The sequence below is a fragment of the Paenibacillus gansuensis genome (assembly GCF_042684925.1).
In the GTDB taxonomy this organism is placed as follows: Bacteria; Bacillota; Bacilli; order Paenibacillales; family DY6; genus Paenibacillus_N; species Paenibacillus_N gansuensis.
On sequence record NZ_JBHUME010000005.1, the window covers coordinates 569,339 to 589,599 of the forward strand.

Below are 20,261 nucleotides of genomic sequence, written 5' to 3' on the forward strand. Positions count from 1 at the left end.
AACATATGAAGATAAAGAACAAGAACGACCATCAATCCGGATGGAGAGCAGCCTTTGCTAGAGTGTCAAGGCCTGTAACACTTACAGCCCTGAGTGTGGCTTTGTTTTCATCCACAGCAGCTGTGCCTGCGTATGCGGGGCAGGGGACGGACAGGTTGAACGAAGTGCTGGATATTTTACAGAAGAACCATATTAATAAGGCTACGGAGAATGAGCTTAGTGATGCGGCGATCGAAGGCATGATCGACTCGCTTGAGGATCCTTACACTGAGTATTTTTCCGAGGAAGATTATAATGAATTTCTGAACGCGGTAGGCAATGAATATGCCGGTATCGGAATCCGGCTGGGTGAAGACAGCAGGGGCGTGTACGTCGTACAAGTCATTCCGGATTCACCAGCCGAACGGAAAGGAATGCACCGGGGCGAAAGGATCCTCTCGGTCAATGGAAAGCCTACGGGGACTATGTCGGTAGATGACGTTAGAGATGCGCTCCAAGGCCTGAAAGGCAGTTCCGTAAAGTTGAGAGTTCAGGGGGAGGAAGCAAAATCCACCCGCCTGCTTGAAATTAAAAGGGATACGGTCAAACTGCCTGTGGTGGAAAGCCGCTATTTCGGTAATGGAATCGGTTATTTGGCTTTGACTACCTTTTCTGAAGATGCAGAGACGGCTTTCTCAATGAAATTGAAAGCTTTACAGGAGAAAGGGTTGGACTCCCTAATTTTGGATTTGAGGGACAATACGGGAGGATATGTGGACACCGCCGCGCAAATTGCAAAACATTTCATAAAAGAAGGGGTGCTCATGCATTCCAGGGATGTGAAAGGCAAGGACGATCCGATTCTGATTACGGGAGGCACGAAAGCCGACTTTAAAGTGACTCTTCTTGTGAACGAACTAACGGCAAGCGCTTCGGAAATACTGGCGGGTGCCCTGCAGGATTACGGAATCGCGAAAGCGGTCGGAACCCGTACCTTCGGCAAAGGGGTAGTTCAGAATATATGGAAGCTGGATAACGGGGGGTACCTCAAGGTAACTTTCGAAGAGTATTTCACTCCGGATCAGCGAAAAGTCCACCATGTAGGCATCCGTCCGGATGTGACAGTAGAAGGCAGCGTGCCGCAGTTAATTAAAGCCCTACAAATAGCCGGTGGTTTGAATTTGGACCTCACGATCGGAAACGACACGGTTACTCTAAACGGAGCTGAATTTTTAGGGACATTTGACGTGATACATAAAGGTGGTAAAGTATTTGTGCCGGCAAAAGTATTAGCCGCTCTTGTTAACGGGAAAACCGAGTGGAATGCCAAGAAGAACTCGCTGTCGGTCAGTAACGGCTCCAACTATTTTCAGGGGAAACAGGGCAGCAAGTCGATCGCCATGGACAACGGCATCAGTTATATAGAACTGAACGCTTTTAAAGCTGTATTCAGGCAGCTTAGCTGGTCTCAAAATTCTAAAGGGGTCCGGCTTCTGATTACAAAGGGGAACTAATCATGGGTCTGATTCAAGTACTGGATGAACATATTGCAAACCAGATTGCCGCCGGCGAAGTAGTGGAGAGGCCATCTTCGGTTGTAAAGGAATTGGTTGAAAACTCGGTTGATGCCGGTTCCACTGTGATTGACGTAACGATCGAAGAGGGCGGCCTTGCCTTTATCCGCGTTTCCGACAACGGCTCCGGTATCGGTAAAGAAGACTGCGAAACCGCCTTTGAGCGCCACGCTACCAGCAAAATAGCTTCGGGCAAAGATTTGTTTCAAATTCGTACCCTCGGCTTTCGGGGCGAGGCTCTTCCCAGTATCGCCGCCGTATCCAAAGTCGAGCTGATCTCATCCGCAGCCAGCAGCGGCTTGGGCCGGAGGATCGTTATCGAAGGCGGAAAAAGGCTGATATCCGAGGATGCAGCCGCCTCTAAGGGAACCGAATTTACAGTCAGGGAGCTGTTCTTCAACACGCCGGCACGGTTAAAATACATGAAGACGATCCAGACGGAACTAGGGCATATTTCCGACTTCATGTATCGGCTGGCGCTTGCTCATCCCGGTATTTCGTTCTCATTGAAGCATAACGGCAGCCTTTTGATCCAGACGCTGGGGAACGGAGATGTACTGCAGGTCATTGCCGCCATTTACGGCAAGGCAGCTGCTAAAGCCATGCTGCCCGTAGAAGCCGAATCGTTGGATTATCAACTGAAGGGGTATATTTCCTCCCCGGAGCTGACACGGTCCAACCGCAACGGTATCACTACGCTTGTAAATGGTCGCTACATTAAAAATTACGGCATCGTGAACGCTATGCTACGTGCGTATCATACGCTGCTGCCGATAAACCGGTACCCTTTGGCTGTACTCGATTTACAAATGCATCCGACACTAGTGGATGTCAACGTTCATCCTGCCAAGCTGGAAGTACGGTTCAGTAAGGATGCGGAACTGTCCGAATTTTTGGAGCAAACGCTGGCCCGAACGTTAAAAGGCAAAGTATTGATTCCAGGCGCCGGTCCGGCACCCAAGGTAAAGTCGGCAGCACAGGCCGTAGTGCAGGAGCAGCTGGAACTGTATCGTACAGAAACTGCATCAGCCGCCGCTGCGGAATCTGTTTCAAGCCGCGGCAGAGAGGTACCTGCCCGGACAGAAAGCGGATCATCATCGCTGCCGCTTCAGCGGCAAACTTCCGGCAGCTTCTCCGATCTCGCCAAGAGCCTGCCGAGCTGGGAGGAAGTCCGCTATGCACCCGCTGCTCCGAAAGCATTCGGTACAGCACCCAACCCGTCCGCAGGTTTTAACGGCGGACAGCGTACCGTAAGCGGACCAAGGCCTGACGCGCGGTCCGCCAACCCTGACGAACAGCCGGAAGTGAACCCGGCTGTGGTTAAAGAGCTGCTGCCTGCCATGCAGCCGCCAGCAGGATCGCCTCAGAAGCTTCCGGTGTTCCCGGAGCTTCATCCGATCGGTCAGATGCACGGCACTTATATTGTCGCCCAGAACGACAAGGGGCTGTACCTGATCGACCAGCATGCCGCGCATGAGCGCATTAATTATGAATATTATTACGAGCGTTTCGGCAATCCGCAGCCGGCCAGCCAGGAACTTCTGCTGCCAATTACGCTAGACTTTACCCCGAGTGATGCCCAAATGCTCAAGGAGAAGCTTCATCTGTTTGAGCAGGCCGGGGTCATCGTGGAACATTTCGGGGGGAATACGTTCGTTGTTCGTTCTTATCCGTATTGGTTTCCGCAAGGAGATGAGCAGTCTGTCATCGAGGAAATGGCCGATTGGATCCTAACGGAACGAAAGGGATTGGATATAGCCAAAATCCGGGAGAAGTCCGCTATTTTATGTTCCTGCAAAGCCTCGATTAAGGCCAATCAAAGCCTGACGAATCCCGAAATCGAGAAGCTTCTGGAACGGTTGGGAAAGTGTACAAACCCATATACTTGCCCGCACGGACGCCCGATTATCGTAAGTTTTTCCACCTATGAGCTTGAGAAAATGTTTAAGCGTGTTATGTAATCAGGATCGCTCTTCGGCGGGCTGATTCGCGAAACGAAGTGCAGTGTATTATAATTAATAGATCATCCCGGTAAGAACAGGAGACTTCATGATCGTTACAACTGTTTATGACCCTTCTCCCGATACGGAAACCAAAGCCCGCGGACTGGCTGAGCGTCTAGCTGCAGGCTTTGTGCCGCGCCGTCAGTTTTCCATTGCCAGGCTGCGTTCGAGATACGGCCAGCAGCCGGTATGGATTGTTTCAGAGAAGGAATTGAAATACGTTACTATGAACGACGCCGTGCTGTTCTTTCATCCTAGTACGGCGATCATTCGCGTGAAAAGAATGCTGAAAGGCGAGTCCGATACGGTCGTCCGTCTTGCCGGTATCCGCCCTGGAGATTCGGTGATTGATTGTACGGCCGGACTTGCCTCGGATTCGATTGTGTTCTCCCATGCGGCAGGTGCAGAAGGCCGTGTAGTCGCCCTGGAAAGCCAGCTGGTGATCGGAACGCTCATTAGCGAGGGCCTGCACGGTTACGTTTCAGATCTTCCTGAACTGAACGAAGCGATGAGAAGAGTTGAAGTGTGCAGAACTCCCCATTTGGAGTACTTGCTTGCCCAGCCGGACCGCAGTGCGGATACGGTGTACTTTGATCCGATGTTCCGTGATCCGATTGGGGAATCCAGCAGCATGTCGCCTTTGCGCGGCACGGCGAATGATGATCCTTTGACAATCGAGGCGATATCGCAAGCCATGCGGGTCGCCCGGCATACGGTAGTATTGAAGGAACATAGGGACAGTACCGAGTTTGCGCGGCTTGGTTTCACGACAGTGCACCGTACATCTTCAAAAATAGCATATGGAGTGATCACACTTGACTCAGCCGCAAACCAAACCTAAACTGCTGGTTCTGCTCGGGCCGACAGCTTCCGGGAAAACCAAGCTAAGCATTGAAATAGCCAAGCGCTTCGGGTGTGAGATTATATCCGGCGACTCCATGCAGGTATATAAACGAATGAATATCGGCACAGCCAAGATCACACCTGAGGAGATGCAGGGCATTCCCCATTACATGATCAACATTCATGAACCGGACTACCCTTTCTCGGCTGCCGAATTTCAGGAGTCGGCTTCTTCTGCGATCCGGGATATCTCTTCACGGGGGAAACTCCCTTTTGTGGTCGGAGGAACAGGGTTATATATCGAGTCCCTGTGTTACTCCTATGAATTCAGCGAATCGGGATCGGACGAGGCGTTTCGAGAGGAACAGTATTCCTTTGCCGCGCGGAACGGTGCCGAAGCCCTTCATGATATTTTGAAAAAAGCCGACCCGCCGACCGCCGAGAGGCTGCACCCGAATGACCTCCGCAGGGTAGTCAGGGCGCTGGAAATACTGCATACGACGGGAATTCCGGTTTCGGAGCAGCTCGAAGGTCAAAAAAAAGTATCCCCCTACGAATTATGTATCGTCGGGTTGACAATGGAAAGAGATTTGCTATATAAACGTATAGAAGAACGTATAGATCTCATGATGGAGCAAGGGCTTGTAGATGAGGTGCGCCATCTTCTCGCGGAGGGTTGCCCGAGAAGCGCCATTTCGTTGAAAGCGATAGGCTACAAAGAGATCCTAGGTTTCCTGGACGGGGAATATACGCTGGAAAGAGCCGTTTATCTTCTGAAACGCAATACAAGAAGATTTGCAAAACGGCAACTCTCCTGGTTCCGGCATATGAACGATATCCAATGGGTGGACGTGACCGACTTGGACAATTTTCATAAGCACATGGAACGAATAAGTGGTATAATAACAGAAACGTTGAAGATCGATGACACACAGCTTACCTAATCTATCGTTATCGGGGGTCCCATTTGATGAACAAATCCATTAACATTCAAGACACATTCCTGAACCAGCTGCGCAAAGATGCGATACCTGTAACCGTATATTTGACGAATGGATTCCAAATCCGCGGCCTGATCCGCGCATTCGATAACTTCACGATTATTATAGACAGCGACGGCCGGCAGCAGATGGTTTATAAGCATGCGATCTCTACATTCACGCCACAACGCAATGTCTCGTTGATGCAAGACCACTCGAACGACCCGTCCTGATTGAAACCTTTGCGTATGGAATTACGTTAACTAAATAGGATAAGATACTGAACAACCCGGTATGTTAGGGTTGTTCTTTTATTAGCCTGAACATTCAGAGCAAATAGAGATAAAGAGGGAGTCGGTGAGGATGACAGAGCAAAAAGATACAAACAAGCGTCCGAACAGCAATCCGGCAGCATCCAGAGGAAAGAAGAAACGGAAGAAGGGCAAGACGATCCTGATCTGGTTCTTCATCACAGCTGCATTGGGAGTGTTCTGTGCGCTCGCGGGATATTTATTCATCATTCTTTCAGGAGAGAAAATATTTAAAGAAAACATTGATAAGCTTACGTTGTCGGAGTCTTCGATCGTCTATGACTCGCAAGGGGCGGCGGTTAAGAAGCTGGTTGCGGATCGAATTGACAGGGAACTGGTGAGTCTCAAAGATATACCCGAAAAGCTGCAAGATGCATTCATTGCAACTGAAGACCGGCGCTTTGAGCAGCACCAAGGGGTTGACTTATGGTCCCTGGGCCGCGCTGTTGTAAAGGATGTTGTTAACCGGAGTGCGGTGGAGGGCGGTTCAACCATTACGCAACAGCTGGCCAAAAACTTATTCCTGAATTCCGACAAAACCATTTTCAGAAAAGCCACGGAAGTATCCATCGCCTTGGCGCTGGAGAATAATCTGTCCAAAGATGAGATTCTTGAGAAATATTTGAACAGAATCTATTTCGGGAAGAGCGCCTACGGGGTTAAATCTGCAGCCAAACGTTATTTCGGCAAAGGTGATTTGAATGATCTTAAAATTGCGGAAATGGCAATCTTGGCGGCAATTCCTAAAGCTCCGAACACTTATAATCCGATTAACAATCCTGAAAAATCATTGGAGCGCAGAAAAGTCGTATTATCGTTAATGTACAGCCAAGGGTACATTACCGCTGAAGAGAAGGCGGAAGCGGAAGCTTATGTTTACAAGCCTATTCCGGATCCTTCCAATAACGACGTATATACGACTTATTTAGATTATGTGACGAAAGAAGCGGCTAAAGTTACTAAGCTCTCCGAAGAGGAGATTATGACGAAAGGTCTCAAAATTCATACAAACTTAAACGTTCAGGCCCAAAAAGCTGCAGAGGCAGCCTTTGCTGACGACGATCTGTTTCCGAAAGACGGGGAGTTAGACGGAAAACCATATCCGGTGCAAGGTGCGATGACTATCGTCAATAACGCCAACGGCGGTATTGTAGCTATGGTGGGCGGCAGAGATGTCAATACAGGCGATTTAAACCGGGCTACGGTCCCTCGTCAGCCAGGGTCGTCCTTTAAACCGGTAGCTGTATATGGTCCTGCTTTGGAATCAGGGGATTGGAATCCATACTCGTCTTTAAATAACGAGAAACAATGTTTTGGAGATTACTGCCCAAGAAACTTAGGTGGCGGGTACAGCAACAGTATTTCCATGATGGATGCCGTGGAACATTCAACGAATATTCCATCGGTATGGCTGCTGGATCAAATCGGAGTGAAAACCGGTTATAACTTTGCGAAAAACCTGGGTCTTCCTTTAGGGAACGATGACAAGAACCTAGCGATCGCTTTAGGAGGGTTAACCAAAGGGGTTTCTACTCTCGATATGGCGCAAGCTTACTCGGCCTTTGCCAACCAAGGCCGCTTGAACAAAGCGCATGCGATCGAAAGAATTGAAGATTCTTCAGGCAGGGAAATTTACAGCGCCGGCAAACCGGAGCAGAAGCAGGTTATGAGTAAACAAACTGCGTATTCCATTACGCAGCTGCTTGAAAATGTCGTTCAAAACGGTTCCGGAAAAAAAGCCCGAATCGACCGCCCGGTTGCGGGTAAAACGGGCACAGCGGGCTATAAAGGAACATCCAGCGGCAACCAGGATATCTGGTTCGCCGGTTACACTAATGAATATACAGCAGCTGTCTATATGGGTTTTGATCGAACCAGCAAGAAAAATTATCTGCGTGTAAGCAGCAGCACGACTGCACGCATGTTCGGAAAAGTGATGGAAAAAGCTCTATCCGGGCGTCCGGTGAAAGATTTTGTAAGACCGGAAGGCGTGGTGGACTATACTCAGCCATCCAGTTCCGTGAAAGATCTTGCAGCAGCCTATACACCGGAAGATAACAGCGTAACATTGACATGGTCCCCTAAAGAAGGGAATAACGAATATCAGGTGTTCCGCAAGGAATCTGCAGAAGCGGAGTTCACTCAAATTGCTACCGTACAGGATGCGGGAATGGTGGACCGGTCCATAGCGCAAGGAGGAAGCTACGAGTACTTTGTCATTGTGTACAATCCTCAAAATAACACATCAAGCAAACAATCAAATCATGTAACTATTGTGGCTGCAGGTGTCGTGGAACAGCCCGTAGAACCCCCTGTGGTAGATCCGGGTGAAGGTCCTGACATTCCTATCGAAGGCGGAAACGGCGGGGCAGGCAACGGAAATGACAATACGGGCACCGGCAATAATGGAGGTGACGGGGGAACTGATGATGGAACGGTACCTCCCGATGGCGGCAACGGCCAGGTTCCGGATAACGGCACCGGAGGCAATTCCGGGAACGGTACCGGGTCACCGGATAACGGCACGGGCGGTACACCGGGGAATACAGGCGGGACGCCTGATCAGACTAACGTAGATCCGGGCACTCCCGTGAACGGAACGAAAACTCCAGGAGCTGACGGTAATGCCGGCGGAAACGGAAAAGGAAAAGGGAAGGACACTGCAGTGGTAGTCACTCCTCCTGTCACCAACTAAAAGTTTCATTGTACCCATAACACTAAAAAAGCGTACCCATGCAATCCGGGTACGCTTTTTCCTGCATTCATAAGGGAAAATTTTGTATACGGCAACCGGGTATGCTATAATCTTGTAAATTACCGACTTGTAACGGGAGTGTAACCTATGAACCAAATTATGAAATCAGCATCCGCCTTGCTTTTAGCAGCAGCGTTGATTACCGGATGCGGAGCTGACAAAACGGCCAAACCTGCTGACCCCGGTTCCAAACAATGGAATGAACCGCCTGCTATGGCCATTTCAACGGACAAGCAGTATAAAGCGGAATTCCATACCTCTAAAGGGATTTTCACGATTGAACTATTTGCCAAGGATGCGCCGGGCACGGTGAATAATTTTGTTTTTCTGGCCAAGCAGAAGTATTATGACGGCATTACTTTTCATCGAATCATTCAAACTTATATGATCCAGACAGGGGATCCCACCGGTACGGGAAGAGGCGGACCCGGTTATACCATTAAAGATGAACTGAACAACGGCCACACGTACGAACCTGGCATTGTTGCCATGGCGAAGACGGCGGCCCCGGATTCGGGCGGCAGCCAGTTTTTTATCTGCACAGGCGAACAAAGCCTTCAGTTGAATTCGATGCCGGACTATACGATTTTCGGTAAAGTCGTCAGCGGCATGGACATTGTCCAGGCTATTGCAGCCACCCCTGTTGAAATTGGCGAGGAGTCTACGCCTAGCAAGCCTACAGAAAAAGTGACGATTGATTCTATAACGATAACTGAACAATAAAATTTGAGTATAGGGTATGTTACAGCTAAGGCCTGCGCTTTCTGCCGGAAACTATCTATGCAGGATGCCGCGGGATTTTAAGCGGAAAGGAAATTTTTCATGAAGAGAAAATTTTCTGATCGAGCCAACTGGCGGAGAATTGTCAACAAAACCTATGCTTCTGTCCGATTGAACGAGGACCGCTTCAAAGGGTATGTGACCTTTTACCAAATCCATCAGCTACGGGAACCCCTTTGGAAAGAGTATATGCAGTCCCGGCTTTGTCTTGCAGATGAAGGGTTCGTATGGCTGCAGCACTTTCCGGAGAATGAGAAATATGTAGTGACCACCATGTTCAATGCACAGCTGCAGGTTGTGCAGTGGTACATCGATATTTGCAAAGAGCAGGGATTGACGGATCAAGGCGTTCCCTGGTTCGATGATTTGTTTCTAGACGTGATTATCCTGCCTGGCGGCGAAGTTCTGCTGGTAGATGAGGATGAGTTGGAAGAAGCATACGATCACGGGGAAATTACAAAACAGGACTTTGATACGGCTAAAGAAGAAGCGCAGCGGCTTTTGGAATCCATACACACCGGCAAATTTATCTATAAAGAGCTGGCTGTAGAACATTTGCAGCGCCTGTTCTCAGGCTCCATCCGCAGGAGGTCCTAACACCGATGGCTAAAGCTTGTTTACTCATTCATGGATTTACGGGCGGTCCTTTCGAGGTCCGCCCGCTTGCGCTTCATCTGGAGCAGCTGGGGTATGAATGCTATCTGACTCTGCTTCCCGGACATGGCGGAAGCGGTGAGGCGCTTCGCGGAGTTGCATGGCAGGAATGGCTTCGCCATGTGGAGAAGGAAGCGGATAAATTGACGAGCCTCCATGGTTCTTTTGATTTGGTAGGATTTTCGATGGGCGGTCTTCTTGCAGCTTATCTGGCCCGCAGATATCCCGTTCGGAGGCTCGTCCTACTCAGCGCGGCGGTCATTTATTTAAGCCCGGGGAGATTTATTCAATCGATAGCGGATCTCATACGATCAGGTCAAGCAAGGGAGCTGCGTCACGTGAAACGAACGCCATTAGAGGCGGTGTGGCAGTTCACTAGGTTAGTCAAAGAACTTAAACCGGAGCTCAGGCATATCCGCATACCGACTCTGGTGCTCCAGGGAGACCGGGATGAGATTGTTCACCCTGCAAGTGCTAGATACATCTCCTCGAAGCTTCGTGGATATTGTGAATCCTACCATTTTCCAAGGTCGAAACATTTGATTTGCCTGGACTCGGAAAAAGAGCAGGTATTCGAGCGTGTAGCGGATTTCCTAGAGAAGCCCTTGCCCGATACACAAGGGAGGAATCCGGATGAGTAGCAGGATCAACATAAGAAAGACTTTGCTTTACCTCCTCCTGATATGCCTTGGACTGGCTGTTTTATGGACCTGTTGGATTCAATGGCGGATCCATTCCGCCTCTAATCAGACACTGCCTGTTAAAGTGGACGTCGGAATCGTTTTGGGTGCTTCATTGTGGGGAGATGTACCGAGTCCGGCCCTTCGCGAGCGGCTGGATCACAGCATTGCTCTTTACCGCCAAGGGTTGTTTAACCGTATTATTGTGAGCGGGGGTCTCGATACCCCCGAATCGAAGTTTACCGAAGCCCAAGGGATGAAGGACTATCTGGTGAAACAAGGTATCCCAGCCAACGTGGTTGTAGAAGAGAATGAAGCAAGAAGCACTTATCAAAATTTATTATTCAGCAAGAAGTTGATGCAAGATCACGGCTGGCATAGTTCCATTATCATCACGCACGCTTACCATGGAGCGAGATCTGAGGATATCGCCCATTATTTGAACTATGAAAAAGCCTGGATTTCAACGACCGGATCTAAAGTTCTGTTTATGCCATGGCATAAAGGCAGAGAAACGCTTGCTCTCACGAAATGGATCGCACAGAAATGGTCACTGCTGCCGCTTGCCTGACAATAAGCCCCTATTTGTAAGAGGGGTTTTTTGTTCAACTCCCGGAATGAAACGAACCGTCCCTACTAAAGGCGATAGCTGCCGGTTCACCTTGACAAACACAGGGAGCCACAGGAAAACCGGTTAGCCCTGCCTCCTTTTCGTTTATATACAGATAGAATGTAGACAAAGGGAGGAGATTTGCATGCATACGGTCTGGAAAGGCGCTATTAATTTCGGTCTGGTCAATGTACCTGTCAAAATGTTTACCTCCACGCACAATAATGACGTTCCCATGAAACTTTTGCATAAAAAACTGTCCGTGCCGATTAACTATGTCCGCACCTGCCCAAAATGCGAGAAGGAAGTGGAATGGAAAGATATTGTGCGCGGTTATGAATATGAGCCTGGACATTATGTAACATTCGAGAAAGAAGAATTGGAGCATATCGCATCCGAAGACACGAAAGAGATTCGAATTGTAAGCTTCGTGAAGCTGGAGGAGATTGACCCGATTTATTTTCAAAAGACGTATTACTTGGCACCTGCCGAATCCGGTGCTCATGCGTACACGTTATTGGCGAAGGCCTTGGAAGAAACGAATAAAATCGGCATTGCGAATGTAACGATCCGTTCCAAAAGCAGTTTGGCTGCGATCCGGGTGATCGACGGTGCTTTGGCTATGGCCACAATGTTTTATGCGGAAGAAATCCGTCCCCTGAGCGAGGTTCCTAACTTACCCAAGAAGACAGATGCGGATGAAAGGGAGCTGGACATGGCCAAAATGCTCATTGAACAGCTCACCGGCAAATTCCGTCCCGAACAGTACGAAGATGAATATAAAGAGCGGCTGATGGATGCGATCGAGGACAAAATCGAAGGAAGGGAAGTCAAGCAGGCGCCGGAAGAAAAACAAAGAAATGTGATTGATCTGATGGATGCCCTGAAAGCAAGCCTCGCCCAGGTTAAGCCTGAGGCAGAGAAGCCGGCCCAATCTGCAGGCCCAAAACCGAAATCCGGCCGGTCCCATACATCGAAGAAGCGCTCTAAACAGACGGGTGCCTGATCGAAAGTCCAGGCAGCCCGAGAAGAGCATAGGATTTTGCCGGGGCTTGTACTATACTTGTAAGGATGGAAAGCAGGCAGTCAGACATTTCCCGGGAGGTTACTATGTGAGCTACAAGTCAACCGAATTTGTGAAATTTTTTGACGAAATGTACAACTATGCTCCGATCGGGATTGCACTTCTGGATTTAGACGGAAAACTGATGCATGGCAATCCGGCTTTATTTAAGATGCTTGGTTACAGCAAGGAGGAGCTGTTCGGGCTTGATTTTATAAGTGTTACCTCCCCGGATGACAGGGAAGAACGCTTACGCTCGGTCAGCCTGCTTGGGGAAGGGCAAATGTCAGCATATGCAACTGAACAAAGATATGTAACGAAGGACCGCCGTATCGTTTGGGCTTCACTTCATGATTATGTTGCCAGAGACGAACAAGGCAAGCCCTTATATTATATTTCGCATCTCGTTGATATCACGGACCGAAAGCGGAATGAGCGGGAACAGGGCCAAATTCAGCTGCTGCATAAGCTGATTACCGATCATGTGCAGGATGTTGTTTCCTATTTGACTCCTGACGGGGTATGCAGATATGTTTCGCCATCCGTGAAATCGATGCTCGGTTATGAACCCGAAGAGTTTATTGGCAAAAATAATAAAGATCTCCAACATCCTGAGGACTTACGGCAGCTTCAAGGGCGGAATAACGAAGATGCGGATGTCGTTACGTTCCGCCTGAAGCACAAAGACGGCCATTATATCTGGGTCGAGGTAAACTATACGGTCGTGCGCAACGGGTTGGGGGAAATGGAATATATTATTGGCGTAACTCGGAACGTGGACCAGGCAGTAAGGCAGCATCAGCTGTTGAAGCAGGCACAGCAGGTCGCATCTTTAGGCAGCTGGAAGTGGGATATCGTCAATGATAAGGTGGAGTGGTCCGACCAGATGTACCGGCTGCTGGAGGTCGACCCCGCGTCCTTCGAAGGGAGTTTCATCCCGACCTTTCAGCTCTATTATGAGGAGGATCATGGCCTTCTCCAGGAAGCTGTGGAACGTGCCCTATCCGGTCACGAACTGCAGGTTCAAGTCCGCAGGAAAAGAGAAGACGGTTCTTTCAAGTATTTACATATTCTCGGCACATTGGAAAGGGATGCTCACGGGGTTCCGCTGCAGTTATTCGGTACCCTTCAAGATGTTACGGAACGAAACAAATTAATAGTAGCCAAAGAAGCCGCAGAGTCCGCTGCTAAAGCCCGAAATGAATTTCTGACGATGATCAGTCATGAAGTTCGCACGCCGCTTAACGGGATTCTCGGACATGCCGATCTTCTGTCAGAAACTCCTTTGACCCAATCTCAACGCGATTCCGTACTTACGATCCGCCAGAGCGGTAATGTCCTTTTGTCTATGATGAACGGGATTTTGGACTTTTCTGCAATGGATTCTGGCGTTTTCCCGCTGGCCAAAGAACCGTATTCACTGGAAGACGCGGTCCGTGCTTCCATAGAGCTGTTCCGAAAAGAAGCGGATGGGAAAATGATTGAGTTAAGCTGGTCCTATGACAGCCGGCTGCCCCGGGTTGTTTTGGGTGATGAAACCAGAATCCGTCAAATCTTTATTAACCTTCTCGGCAATGCCTTGAAATTTACGGAAAAGGGCAATGTGACGATAGCGGTTTCACGTAACGATTCTCCTGAAGTTCCGGAAGGTCTGCTCGTTACCATTGAAGATACCGGAATCGGCATAGAACCTGACCATTTAGATGGAATCTTCAAGCCGTTCACTCAACTTGATGCATCTATGAGCCGTAAATACGGCGGAACCGGACTGGGCTTGGCCATTACCGCGCGTTTGGTGGAACTGATGGGTGGAACCGTCAGAGTCAGCTCCATAAAAGGAAGCGGCACTACGTTTCGTGTCAAACTACCCTTGATGTTACCTGATGAGCCTGCCGCTCCAAAGGTTGATCATATATGGAGCCTGCCCGGGCAGGAAGGTGTCGTAAAGGGGTTGCGGATTTTGATCGCCGAAGATCATGAAATGAACCGGAAAGTGCTATATATGATGCTCAAAAAATACGGTCATCACATCGACATGGCGGAGAACGGACAAGAGGCAGTGGATGCGGTAACGAGTAAGGTATACGATCTTGTGCTCATGGATATCCAAATGCCGATTATGGACGGGATCGAAGCGGCAAGGCATATTCGGGAACGCATACCGCATGGCCGGGTTCCTGTAATGATCGCTGTTACGGCCAATGCTCTGCTTGGCGACAAGGAAAAATACCTGGAATGCGGAATGGACGATTACATCAGCAAACCGTTGAAACTTGAATGGCTTGATCAGGTGATCCAGCGCCATTTTTCAGGATCGTCCGGCAGGTTTTTTTGACTATAGCTGTTTTGTCTATTAGCCAAGCCTGCACAAAACTGCTAATATGAGCCCCAGAGGATGAATACATATGGTATGAAACGCACACCGATGAAAAAGAGGTGACATACACATATGAACGGGCGAGTCATCAGCACCGATACGAAACCGTCCTCCAGGCCTTCGCGCCAAATTAACGTAGTGCTGCGCACTCCGGATTCTGCCGGTTCAGGAGCTGCAGCGCTGCCGGCGGAATCCGACAGCCTGACCCAGCCGAAGGCGGCTCCTTATGATACTCAGTTTACGCCCATTCAAAAGCAGCTGGATCAGATGGTGGGGATGGAGAACGTAAAGGATCTGGTATATGAGATTTATGCGCTTCTTCAGGTGTCCCACATGCGCGTGGAAGCAGGACTTCAGAGCGGATCGCAAGTATATCATATGATCTTCCGGGGCAATCCAGGGACCGGAAAAACAACGGTTGCACGCATGGTCGCCAAGCTGTTTCAAAATATGGGCGTTCTGACCAAAGGGCATTTAATTGAGGTCGAACGGGCTGATCTGGTAGGCGAATATATAGGTCATACCGCGCAGCGGACGAGAGATCTGGTCAAAAGGGCTCTGGGCGGCATTCTGTTTATCGATGAGGCTTACAGTCTGGCCCGGGGCGGGGAAAAGGACTTTGGCAAAGAAGCAATTGACACGCTGGTAAAAGCGATGGAGGACCATAAAAACCAGTTCATCCTTATTCTGGCTGGTTATTCGGAAGAGATGAATCAGTTCCTTCAGCTGAACCCGGGCCTCCCTTCCCGGTTTCCTATACAGATTGACTTTCCGGATTACTCTGTTGACCAGCTGCTTCAAATTTGTGAGCTTATGCTTAAAGAGAGGGATTATCAAATCGCGCCGCCGGCAGTGTTTAAGCTTCGTCAGCATTTGATGCAGGAGAAGCAGTCCTATCTGCACTCCTTCAGCAATGCACGTTATGTGCGTAATGTGATTGAGAAAGCGATCCGTTATCAGGCTGTACGCTTGTTGGGGACGGGTATGCCGCCGACCAAGCATGAATTAATGCAATTGAAGCCGGAAGATTTGCGTTTTGACAAATTATAGTCTGATTTGGGAAATACTGAAAATCGAATAGAAGCGGGTACGCGGCTACATTTGCGCCAGCAGATGCATCTAAGGAGGAATATAGATTGAAACAACAAACTTACACCACGAATGCGAAGGAACAGGACCGGGCGGTCCTTGTCAGTTTATATACGAATGAGCACAAAAAAGAGGAAGTGAACATGGAGTATTCCCTGGCTGAATTGGTGGGCCTTGCCGAGACGGCCGGCGCGGAAGTGCTGGATACGATAACACAAAACAAAGAATCCAAAGATCCTAAGTGGTTTATCGGCAAAGGAAAAGTGGAGGAACTGAAGATCAGGATCGATGAATTGGGGGGGAACACGGCGATCTTCGATCAGGAGCTGTCGGGTGCCCAAGTAAGGAATCTCGAAGCCGCTTTGGATGTCAAGATTATTGACAGAACACAGCTTATTTTAGATATTTTTGCCCAGCGTGCGAAGACCAGAGAAGGGATTATCCAGGTAGAGCTTGCCCAGCTAAGCTATTTATTGCCCCGGCTGTCGGGACAAGGCAAAAACTTGTCCCGGCTTGGTGCCGGTATAGGAACCCGCGGACCCGGCGAAACGAAGCTGGAAACGGACCGCCGGCACATCCGGGAGCGGATCAGCGACCTTAAAGCCCAGTTAGAGGAAGTGGTGCGGCATCGTACGCTTCATCGGGAACGTCGTAAAAAATCTGGTATTTTTCAAGTAGCTCTGGTCGGTTATACGAACGCGGGTAAATCTACTTTGTTAAAGCAGCTTACCCAGGCGGATGTCTTGGTAGAAGACCAGCTGTTTGCAACACTGGATCCGACTAGCCGGACGCTTGTGCTTCCTGCCGGAAAGGAAATTGTCATAACCGATACGGTAGGATTTATCCAAAACCTCCCTCATGATCTGGTTGCTGCGTTTAGGGCCACGCTGGAGGAGGCTAATGAGGCCGATTTGATCTTGCATGTTGTTGACAGTTCCAGCGATAATAGAACCGATCAAATGAGAGTCGTCCAAAAAGTTCTCGGCGATCTAGGCGCGGCAGGCAAAGAACAGCTAACTTTGTTTAACAAAATTGATTTGTGTACGCCTGAAGAACGTGAAATGCTTACATCCGAAGGCGATTATCTGAAGATCAGCGCCTATACGCCTGAAGACTTGGATAAGCTCAAAGATGCGATCCAGGAGAAAATGACAGGCGATACCCGAACGTTCCGGATTCCGGCTGACCGCGGCGATTTGGCGGCGCATGTTTACCGGATCGGCGAGGTGCTGGAGCAGACGTTTGACGAGGAGGATATGCTGTTTGAAGTTCGTGTCAATAAAATAGATTACGAGAAATCCGGGTATATTCTTGAGCCTTTTTTGGAAACTAACACTTTTGCAAACACAGCGGGGGAATAAAGCAAATGAGTTTTTCGCAGGAACTGCACGATAAGATAAGTCAGACGGAAGAGCGGATCGGCTTCCGGCTTACGGAAGTCGACCGTATTGTAGATGAGAATCAATGGAAGGTCATTCAAGCTTTTCAGAAGCATAAAGTCAGCGACTATCATTTTGCCGGATCAACCGGATATGGATACAATGACCGCGGACGGGAAGTGCTGGATCTCGTATACGCTGAAGTGTTCGGTGCGGAAGCGGGGCTGGTCCGTCCTCATTTTGTTTCGGGAACACACACGATCAGTACGGCATTGTTCGGTGTGCTTCGTCCGGGGGACGAGCTGCTTTATATCACGGGAAAGCCTTATGATACGCTGCATAAAGTAATCGGCAAACCTGGAGACGGCAAAGGATCGCTTCAGGATTTCGGCATAAAGTACAAAGAAGTGCCTTTGCTGGAAGAAGGCGGTATTGATTGGGCGTCTGTGGAGAAAGCGATTACTGTACAGACCAAAGTTATTGGAATCCAGCGCTCGCGCGGCTATGACTGGCGGGCGTCTTTCACCGTAGCTGAAATCCGGGAAATGGCGGATAAGGTGAAGATGTTAAAGAATGACCTGATTGTTTTTGTAGATAACTGTTATGGTGAGTTTACAGAAACATGGGAACCTACGGAAGCTGGCGTGGATTTGATGGCGGGTTCCCTGATTAAAAACCCCGGGGGCGGAATCGCTCCTTCCGGGGGCTATATTGTCGGGAAGCAAAAATACGTTGAGCAGGCATCCTACCGCCTTACTGCTCCAGGAATCGGCGGTGAAGTTGGTGCCATGCTGGGAACTACCAGGGCGATCTATCAAGGTTTATTCCTGGCCCCGTTATTAGTCGGACAAGCTGTGAAGGGGAGTATCCTTGCAGCTGCCGTATTTGAGGAATTGGGCTTTGAAACGAAACCCGGGTGGACCGAACCAAGAACGGATCTCATCCAAGCGATCCGTTTCTCATCTGATGAACACTTGATTGCCTTTGTGCAAGGGATTCAAATGTCTTCGGCTGTAGATTCCCATGTCGTGCCAGAACCTTGGGATATGCCGGGTTATGAGCATCCGGTTATTATGGCTGCAGGCACATTCATACAAGGCGGAAGCCTGGAGTTATCGGCCGATGCGCCGATCAGGGAACCCTTCATTGCCTATATGCAGGGCGGGCTTACCTACTCCCATGTTAAGCTGGGGATTTTGACTGCGCTCAGAAATATGAAGGACAGAGGGTTGCTGTAAGGTTTTCTACATGGTTTATGGACGTTTAAGGATTGCTGATGAAGCATGTTAAGGCAATGTATAGGTATTATTACATTAAACCTTACACGACTTGACACCTTCTTGTGATGGCGGTTACAATGGAAGTATCTTATTCCATTGGAAGGTTGATGATTTATGACTGACGATATTCGTAGGAATATGGCCTTGTTCCCAATCGGGATCGTCATGAAGCTCACGGATTTGACCGCAAGGCAGATCCGCTACTACGAGCAGCATGAACTGATTGTGCCAGCACGTACTGCCGGGAATCAGCGTCTTTTCTCGTTCAATGACGTGGAACGGCTCTTGGAGATTAAAGCCCTGATTGAGAAGGGCGTCAACATCGCTGGCATTAAACAGGTAATGCTGCCGGTTTCCAGGGAATCGGAAGATGCTACAGTGTTGAACGAACAGACCGAAGTGAAGCGTAAAGAGCTTTCAGAATCGCAGCTTCACCGTATGTTGAAACAAGACTTGCTGCAAGGCAACCGAAGAGGCAAAGTTTCTCTCATCCAAGGCGAACTATCCAGATTTTTTCAGCGTTAATCCATACTATTGTAGAGGAGAGATTTTCGAATGGGTTTCACTAAAGAGGATATTCTTCGCATTGCTAAGGAACAGAACGTGCGTTTCATCCGTCTCCAATTTACGGACTTGCTGGGTACGATCAAGAACGTAGAGATTCCTGTAAGCCAACTGGAGAAAGCGCTTGATAATAAGATGATGTTTGACGGTTCTTCTATTGAAGGTTATGTGCGTATCGAGGAATCGGATATGTATCTTTACCCTGATCTGGATACATGGGTAATTTTCCCATGGGTAACCCAGAATCGTGTAGCCCGTCTGATTTGTGATATTTATATGCCTGACGGCACACCTTTTGCCGGGGATCCGCGCGGTATTTTGAAGCGCTCCTTGAAAGAAGCTGAAGAAATGGGATATACCGCTATGAACGTAGGTCCTGAACCGGAGTTCTTCCTGTTCAAGACGGACGAGAAGGGGAATCCGACGATGGAATTGAACGACCAAGGCGGTTATTTTGACTTAGCCCCTACGGATCTTGGCGAGAACTGCCGCCGTGAGATCGTTCTTGTTCTTGAGGAGATGGGCTTCGAGATCGAAGCATCCCATCATGAAGTAGCTCCCGGACAACATGAAATCGACTTTAAATATGCGGATGCGATACGCGCAGCCGACCAGATCCAAACTTTTAAACTGGTTGTAAAGACGATTGCCAGACAGCATGGGCTTCACGCCACCTTTATGCCGAAGCCGTTATTCGGTATGAACGGTTCCGGAATGCACTGTCACCAGTCCCTATTCCGCGGCAAGGAGAACGCTTTCTATGACGAGAGCGATAAACTTGGCCTAAGCGTGGAAGCACGCCAGTATATGGCTGGGGTATTGAAGCATGCACGTGCTTTTGCAGCGATCACCAACCCGACTGTTAACTCTTACAAGCGTCTCGTGCCAGGTTACGAGGCACCATGTTACGTAGCTTGGTCTGCGTCCAACCGCAGCCCGATGATCCGGATTCCGGCATCCCGGGGCTTAAGCACGAGGATTGAAGTCCGCAATCCTGACCCTACTGCCAATCCTTACCTTGCTCTTGCCGTAATGTTGAAATCAGGCCTGGACGGCATCAAAAATAAGCTTGCTCTGCCTGCCCCTACGGACCGTAACATTTATGTTATGACGGAAGAAGAGCGTATTGAAGACGGTATTCCGACACTGCCTTATTCCCTTAAGGAAGCTTTGGGCGAGCTGCTTCGGGACGATGTCATTTGCGATGCGCTTGGGGAACATGCTCTAGCACACTTTTATGAACTGAAAGAAATCGAATGGGATATGTACCGTACGCAAATCCACCAGTGGGAACGCGATCAATATATTACATTGTTCTAATTCATACAGTAATGAAAGAA

Annotated in this window: 17 protein-coding genes; all 17 read left to right on the plus strand. The window is 49.1% G+C overall.

Annotated features, from left to right (window positions below; genetic code table 11):
- The first annotated feature begins 5 nt into the window (after positions 1 to 5).
- The 17 genes from ACFSUF_RS06745 to glnA all read left to right on the plus strand — a co-directional run bounded on the left by ACFSUF_RS06745 (position 6) and on the right by glnA (position 20,241).
- Positions 6 to 1,493 (plus strand): S41 family peptidase, encoded by a 1,488-nt coding sequence (locus ACFSUF_RS06745; RefSeq protein ID WP_377601377.1) that lies wholly within the window; start codon positions 6 to 8, stop codon positions 1,491 to 1,493.
- A gap of 2 nt (positions 1,494 to 1,495) precedes the next feature.
- A complete protein-coding gene (gene mutL, locus ACFSUF_RS06750) occupies positions 1,496 to 3,514 on the plus strand; it encodes a DNA mismatch repair endonuclease MutL (protein WP_377601379.1) in 2,019 nt (672 codons plus the stop codon).
- Between the two features lie 88 nt (positions 3,515 to 3,602).
- Positions 3,603 to 4,397, plus strand: a complete 795-nt coding sequence (locus tag ACFSUF_RS06755) for a class I SAM-dependent methyltransferase (protein WP_377601381.1) — start codon at positions 3,603 to 3,605, stop codon at positions 4,395 to 4,397.
- On the plus strand, positions 4,372 to 5,343 hold the full coding sequence (gene miaA / locus ACFSUF_RS06760) for a tRNA (adenosine(37)-N6)-dimethylallyltransferase MiaA (RefSeq protein WP_377601383.1): 972 nt from the start codon (positions 4,372 to 4,374) through the stop codon (positions 5,341 to 5,343). Before ACFSUF_RS06755 ends, miaA begins: the two co-directional genes overlap by 26 nt.
- A gap of 26 nt (positions 5,344 to 5,369) precedes the next feature.
- Positions 5,370 to 5,612: an RNA chaperone Hfq gene (gene hfq / locus ACFSUF_RS06765; protein ID WP_377601385.1), complete on the plus strand. Its 243-nt coding sequence runs from the start codon at positions 5,370 to 5,372 to the stop codon at positions 5,610 to 5,612.
- Positions 5,613 to 5,742: 130 nt separating this feature from the next.
- Positions 5,743 to 8,385 carry a PBP1A family penicillin-binding protein gene (locus tag ACFSUF_RS06770; protein WP_377601386.1) on the plus strand — a complete coding sequence of 881 codons (2,643 nt, stop codon included), beginning with the start codon at positions 5,743 to 5,745 and terminating at the stop codon, positions 8,383 to 8,385.
- Between the two features lie 147 nt (positions 8,386 to 8,532).
- Positions 8,533 to 9,168: a peptidylprolyl isomerase gene (locus ACFSUF_RS06775; protein WP_377601388.1), complete on the plus strand. Its 636-nt coding sequence runs from the start codon at positions 8,533 to 8,535 to the stop codon at positions 9,166 to 9,168.
- Positions 9,169 to 9,267: 99 nt separating this feature from the next.
- Positions 9,268 to 9,822 carry a DUF402 domain-containing protein gene (locus tag ACFSUF_RS06780; RefSeq protein WP_377601390.1) on the plus strand — a complete coding sequence of 185 codons (555 nt, stop codon included), beginning with the start codon at positions 9,268 to 9,270 and terminating at the stop codon, positions 9,820 to 9,822.
- Positions 9,823 to 9,827: 5 nt separating this feature from the next.
- Positions 9,828 to 10,520, plus strand: coding sequence for an alpha/beta hydrolase (locus ACFSUF_RS06785; RefSeq protein WP_377601392.1), 693 nt, complete (start codon positions 9,828 to 9,830; stop codon positions 10,518 to 10,520).
- Positions 10,513 to 11,130 carry a YdcF family protein gene (locus ACFSUF_RS06790; RefSeq protein ID WP_377601394.1) on the plus strand — a complete coding sequence of 206 codons (618 nt, stop codon included), beginning with the start codon at positions 10,513 to 10,515 and terminating at the stop codon, positions 11,128 to 11,130. Before ACFSUF_RS06785 ends, ACFSUF_RS06790 begins: the two co-directional genes overlap by 8 nt.
- Before the next feature lie 184 nt (positions 11,131 to 11,314).
- Positions 11,315 to 12,175 (plus strand): non-homologous end joining protein Ku, encoded by an 861-nt coding sequence (gene ku, locus ACFSUF_RS06795; RefSeq protein ID WP_377601395.1) that lies wholly within the window; start codon positions 11,315 to 11,317, stop codon positions 12,173 to 12,175.
- A gap of 106 nt (positions 12,176 to 12,281) precedes the next feature.
- Entirely contained in the window at positions 12,282 to 14,567 is a 2,286-nt protein-coding gene (locus ACFSUF_RS06800; RefSeq protein WP_377601396.1) for a PAS domain S-box protein, read from the plus strand.
- A 114-nt stretch (positions 14,568 to 14,681) separates the two neighbouring features.
- Positions 14,682 to 15,659, plus strand: coding sequence for a stage V sporulation protein K (gene spoVK, locus ACFSUF_RS06805; protein ID WP_377601397.1), 978 nt, complete (start codon positions 14,682 to 14,684; stop codon positions 15,657 to 15,659).
- An 86-nt stretch (positions 15,660 to 15,745) separates the two neighbouring features.
- Positions 15,746 to 17,059: a GTPase HflX gene (gene hflX, locus ACFSUF_RS06810; RefSeq protein ID WP_377601398.1), complete on the plus strand. Its 1,314-nt coding sequence runs from the start codon at positions 15,746 to 15,748 to the stop codon at positions 17,057 to 17,059.
- Between the two features lie 5 nt (positions 17,060 to 17,064).
- On the plus strand, positions 17,065 to 18,315 hold the full coding sequence (locus ACFSUF_RS06815) for a methionine gamma-lyase family protein (RefSeq protein WP_377601399.1): 1,251 nt from the start codon (positions 17,065 to 17,067) through the stop codon (positions 18,313 to 18,315).
- A 156-nt stretch (positions 18,316 to 18,471) separates the two neighbouring features.
- Complete coding sequence (locus tag ACFSUF_RS06820; RefSeq protein ID WP_377601400.1) at positions 18,472 to 18,882, plus strand: MerR family transcriptional regulator; 411 nt, start codon at positions 18,472 to 18,474, stop codon at positions 18,880 to 18,882.
- Positions 18,883 to 18,912: 30 nt separating this feature from the next.
- Positions 18,913 to 20,241 (plus strand): type I glutamate--ammonia ligase, encoded by a 1,329-nt coding sequence (glnA, locus tag ACFSUF_RS06825; protein ID WP_377601402.1) that lies wholly within the window; start codon positions 18,913 to 18,915, stop codon positions 20,239 to 20,241.
- The last annotated feature ends 20 nt before the right edge of the window (positions 20,242 to 20,261 follow it).

Coding starts and splice junctions, on each gene's coding strand:
- ACFSUF_RS06755 (WP_377601381.1), top strand. CDS start 3,603: ATGATCGTTACAACTGTTTATGACCCTTCTCCCGATACGGAAACCAAA.
- glnA (WP_377601402.1), top strand. CDS start 18,913: ATGGGTTTCACTAAAGAGGATATTCTTCGCATTGCTAAGGAACAGAAC.
- ACFSUF_RS06770 (WP_377601386.1), top strand. CDS start 5,743: ATGACAGAGCAAAAAGATACAAACAAGCGTCCGAACAGCAATCCGGCA.
- ACFSUF_RS06780 (WP_377601390.1), top strand. CDS start 9,268: ATGAAGAGAAAATTTTCTGATCGAGCCAACTGGCGGAGAATTGTCAAC.
- ku (WP_377601395.1), top strand. CDS start 11,315: ATGCATACGGTCTGGAAAGGCGCTATTAATTTCGGTCTGGTCAATGTA.
- mutL (WP_377601379.1), top strand. CDS start 1,496: ATGGGTCTGATTCAAGTACTGGATGAACATATTGCAAACCAGATTGCC.
- ACFSUF_RS06790 (WP_377601394.1), top strand. CDS start 10,513: ATGAGTAGCAGGATCAACATAAGAAAGACTTTGCTTTACCTCCTCCTG.
- ACFSUF_RS06775 (WP_377601388.1), top strand. CDS start 8,533: ATGAACCAAATTATGAAATCAGCATCCGCCTTGCTTTTAGCAGCAGCG.
- hfq (WP_377601385.1), top strand. CDS start 5,370: ATGAACAAATCCATTAACATTCAAGACACATTCCTGAACCAGCTGCGC.
- spoVK (WP_377601397.1), top strand. CDS start 14,682: ATGAACGGGCGAGTCATCAGCACCGATACGAAACCGTCCTCCAGGCCT.
- ACFSUF_RS06820 (WP_377601400.1), top strand. CDS start 18,472: ATGACTGACGATATTCGTAGGAATATGGCCTTGTTCCCAATCGGGATC.
- ACFSUF_RS06815 (WP_377601399.1), top strand. CDS start 17,065: ATGAGTTTTTCGCAGGAACTGCACGATAAGATAAGTCAGACGGAAGAG.
- ACFSUF_RS06745 (WP_377601377.1), top strand. CDS start 6: ATGAAGATAAAGAACAAGAACGACCATCAATCCGGATGGAGAGCAGCC.
- ACFSUF_RS06785 (WP_377601392.1), top strand. CDS start 9,828: ATGGCTAAAGCTTGTTTACTCATTCATGGATTTACGGGCGGTCCTTTC.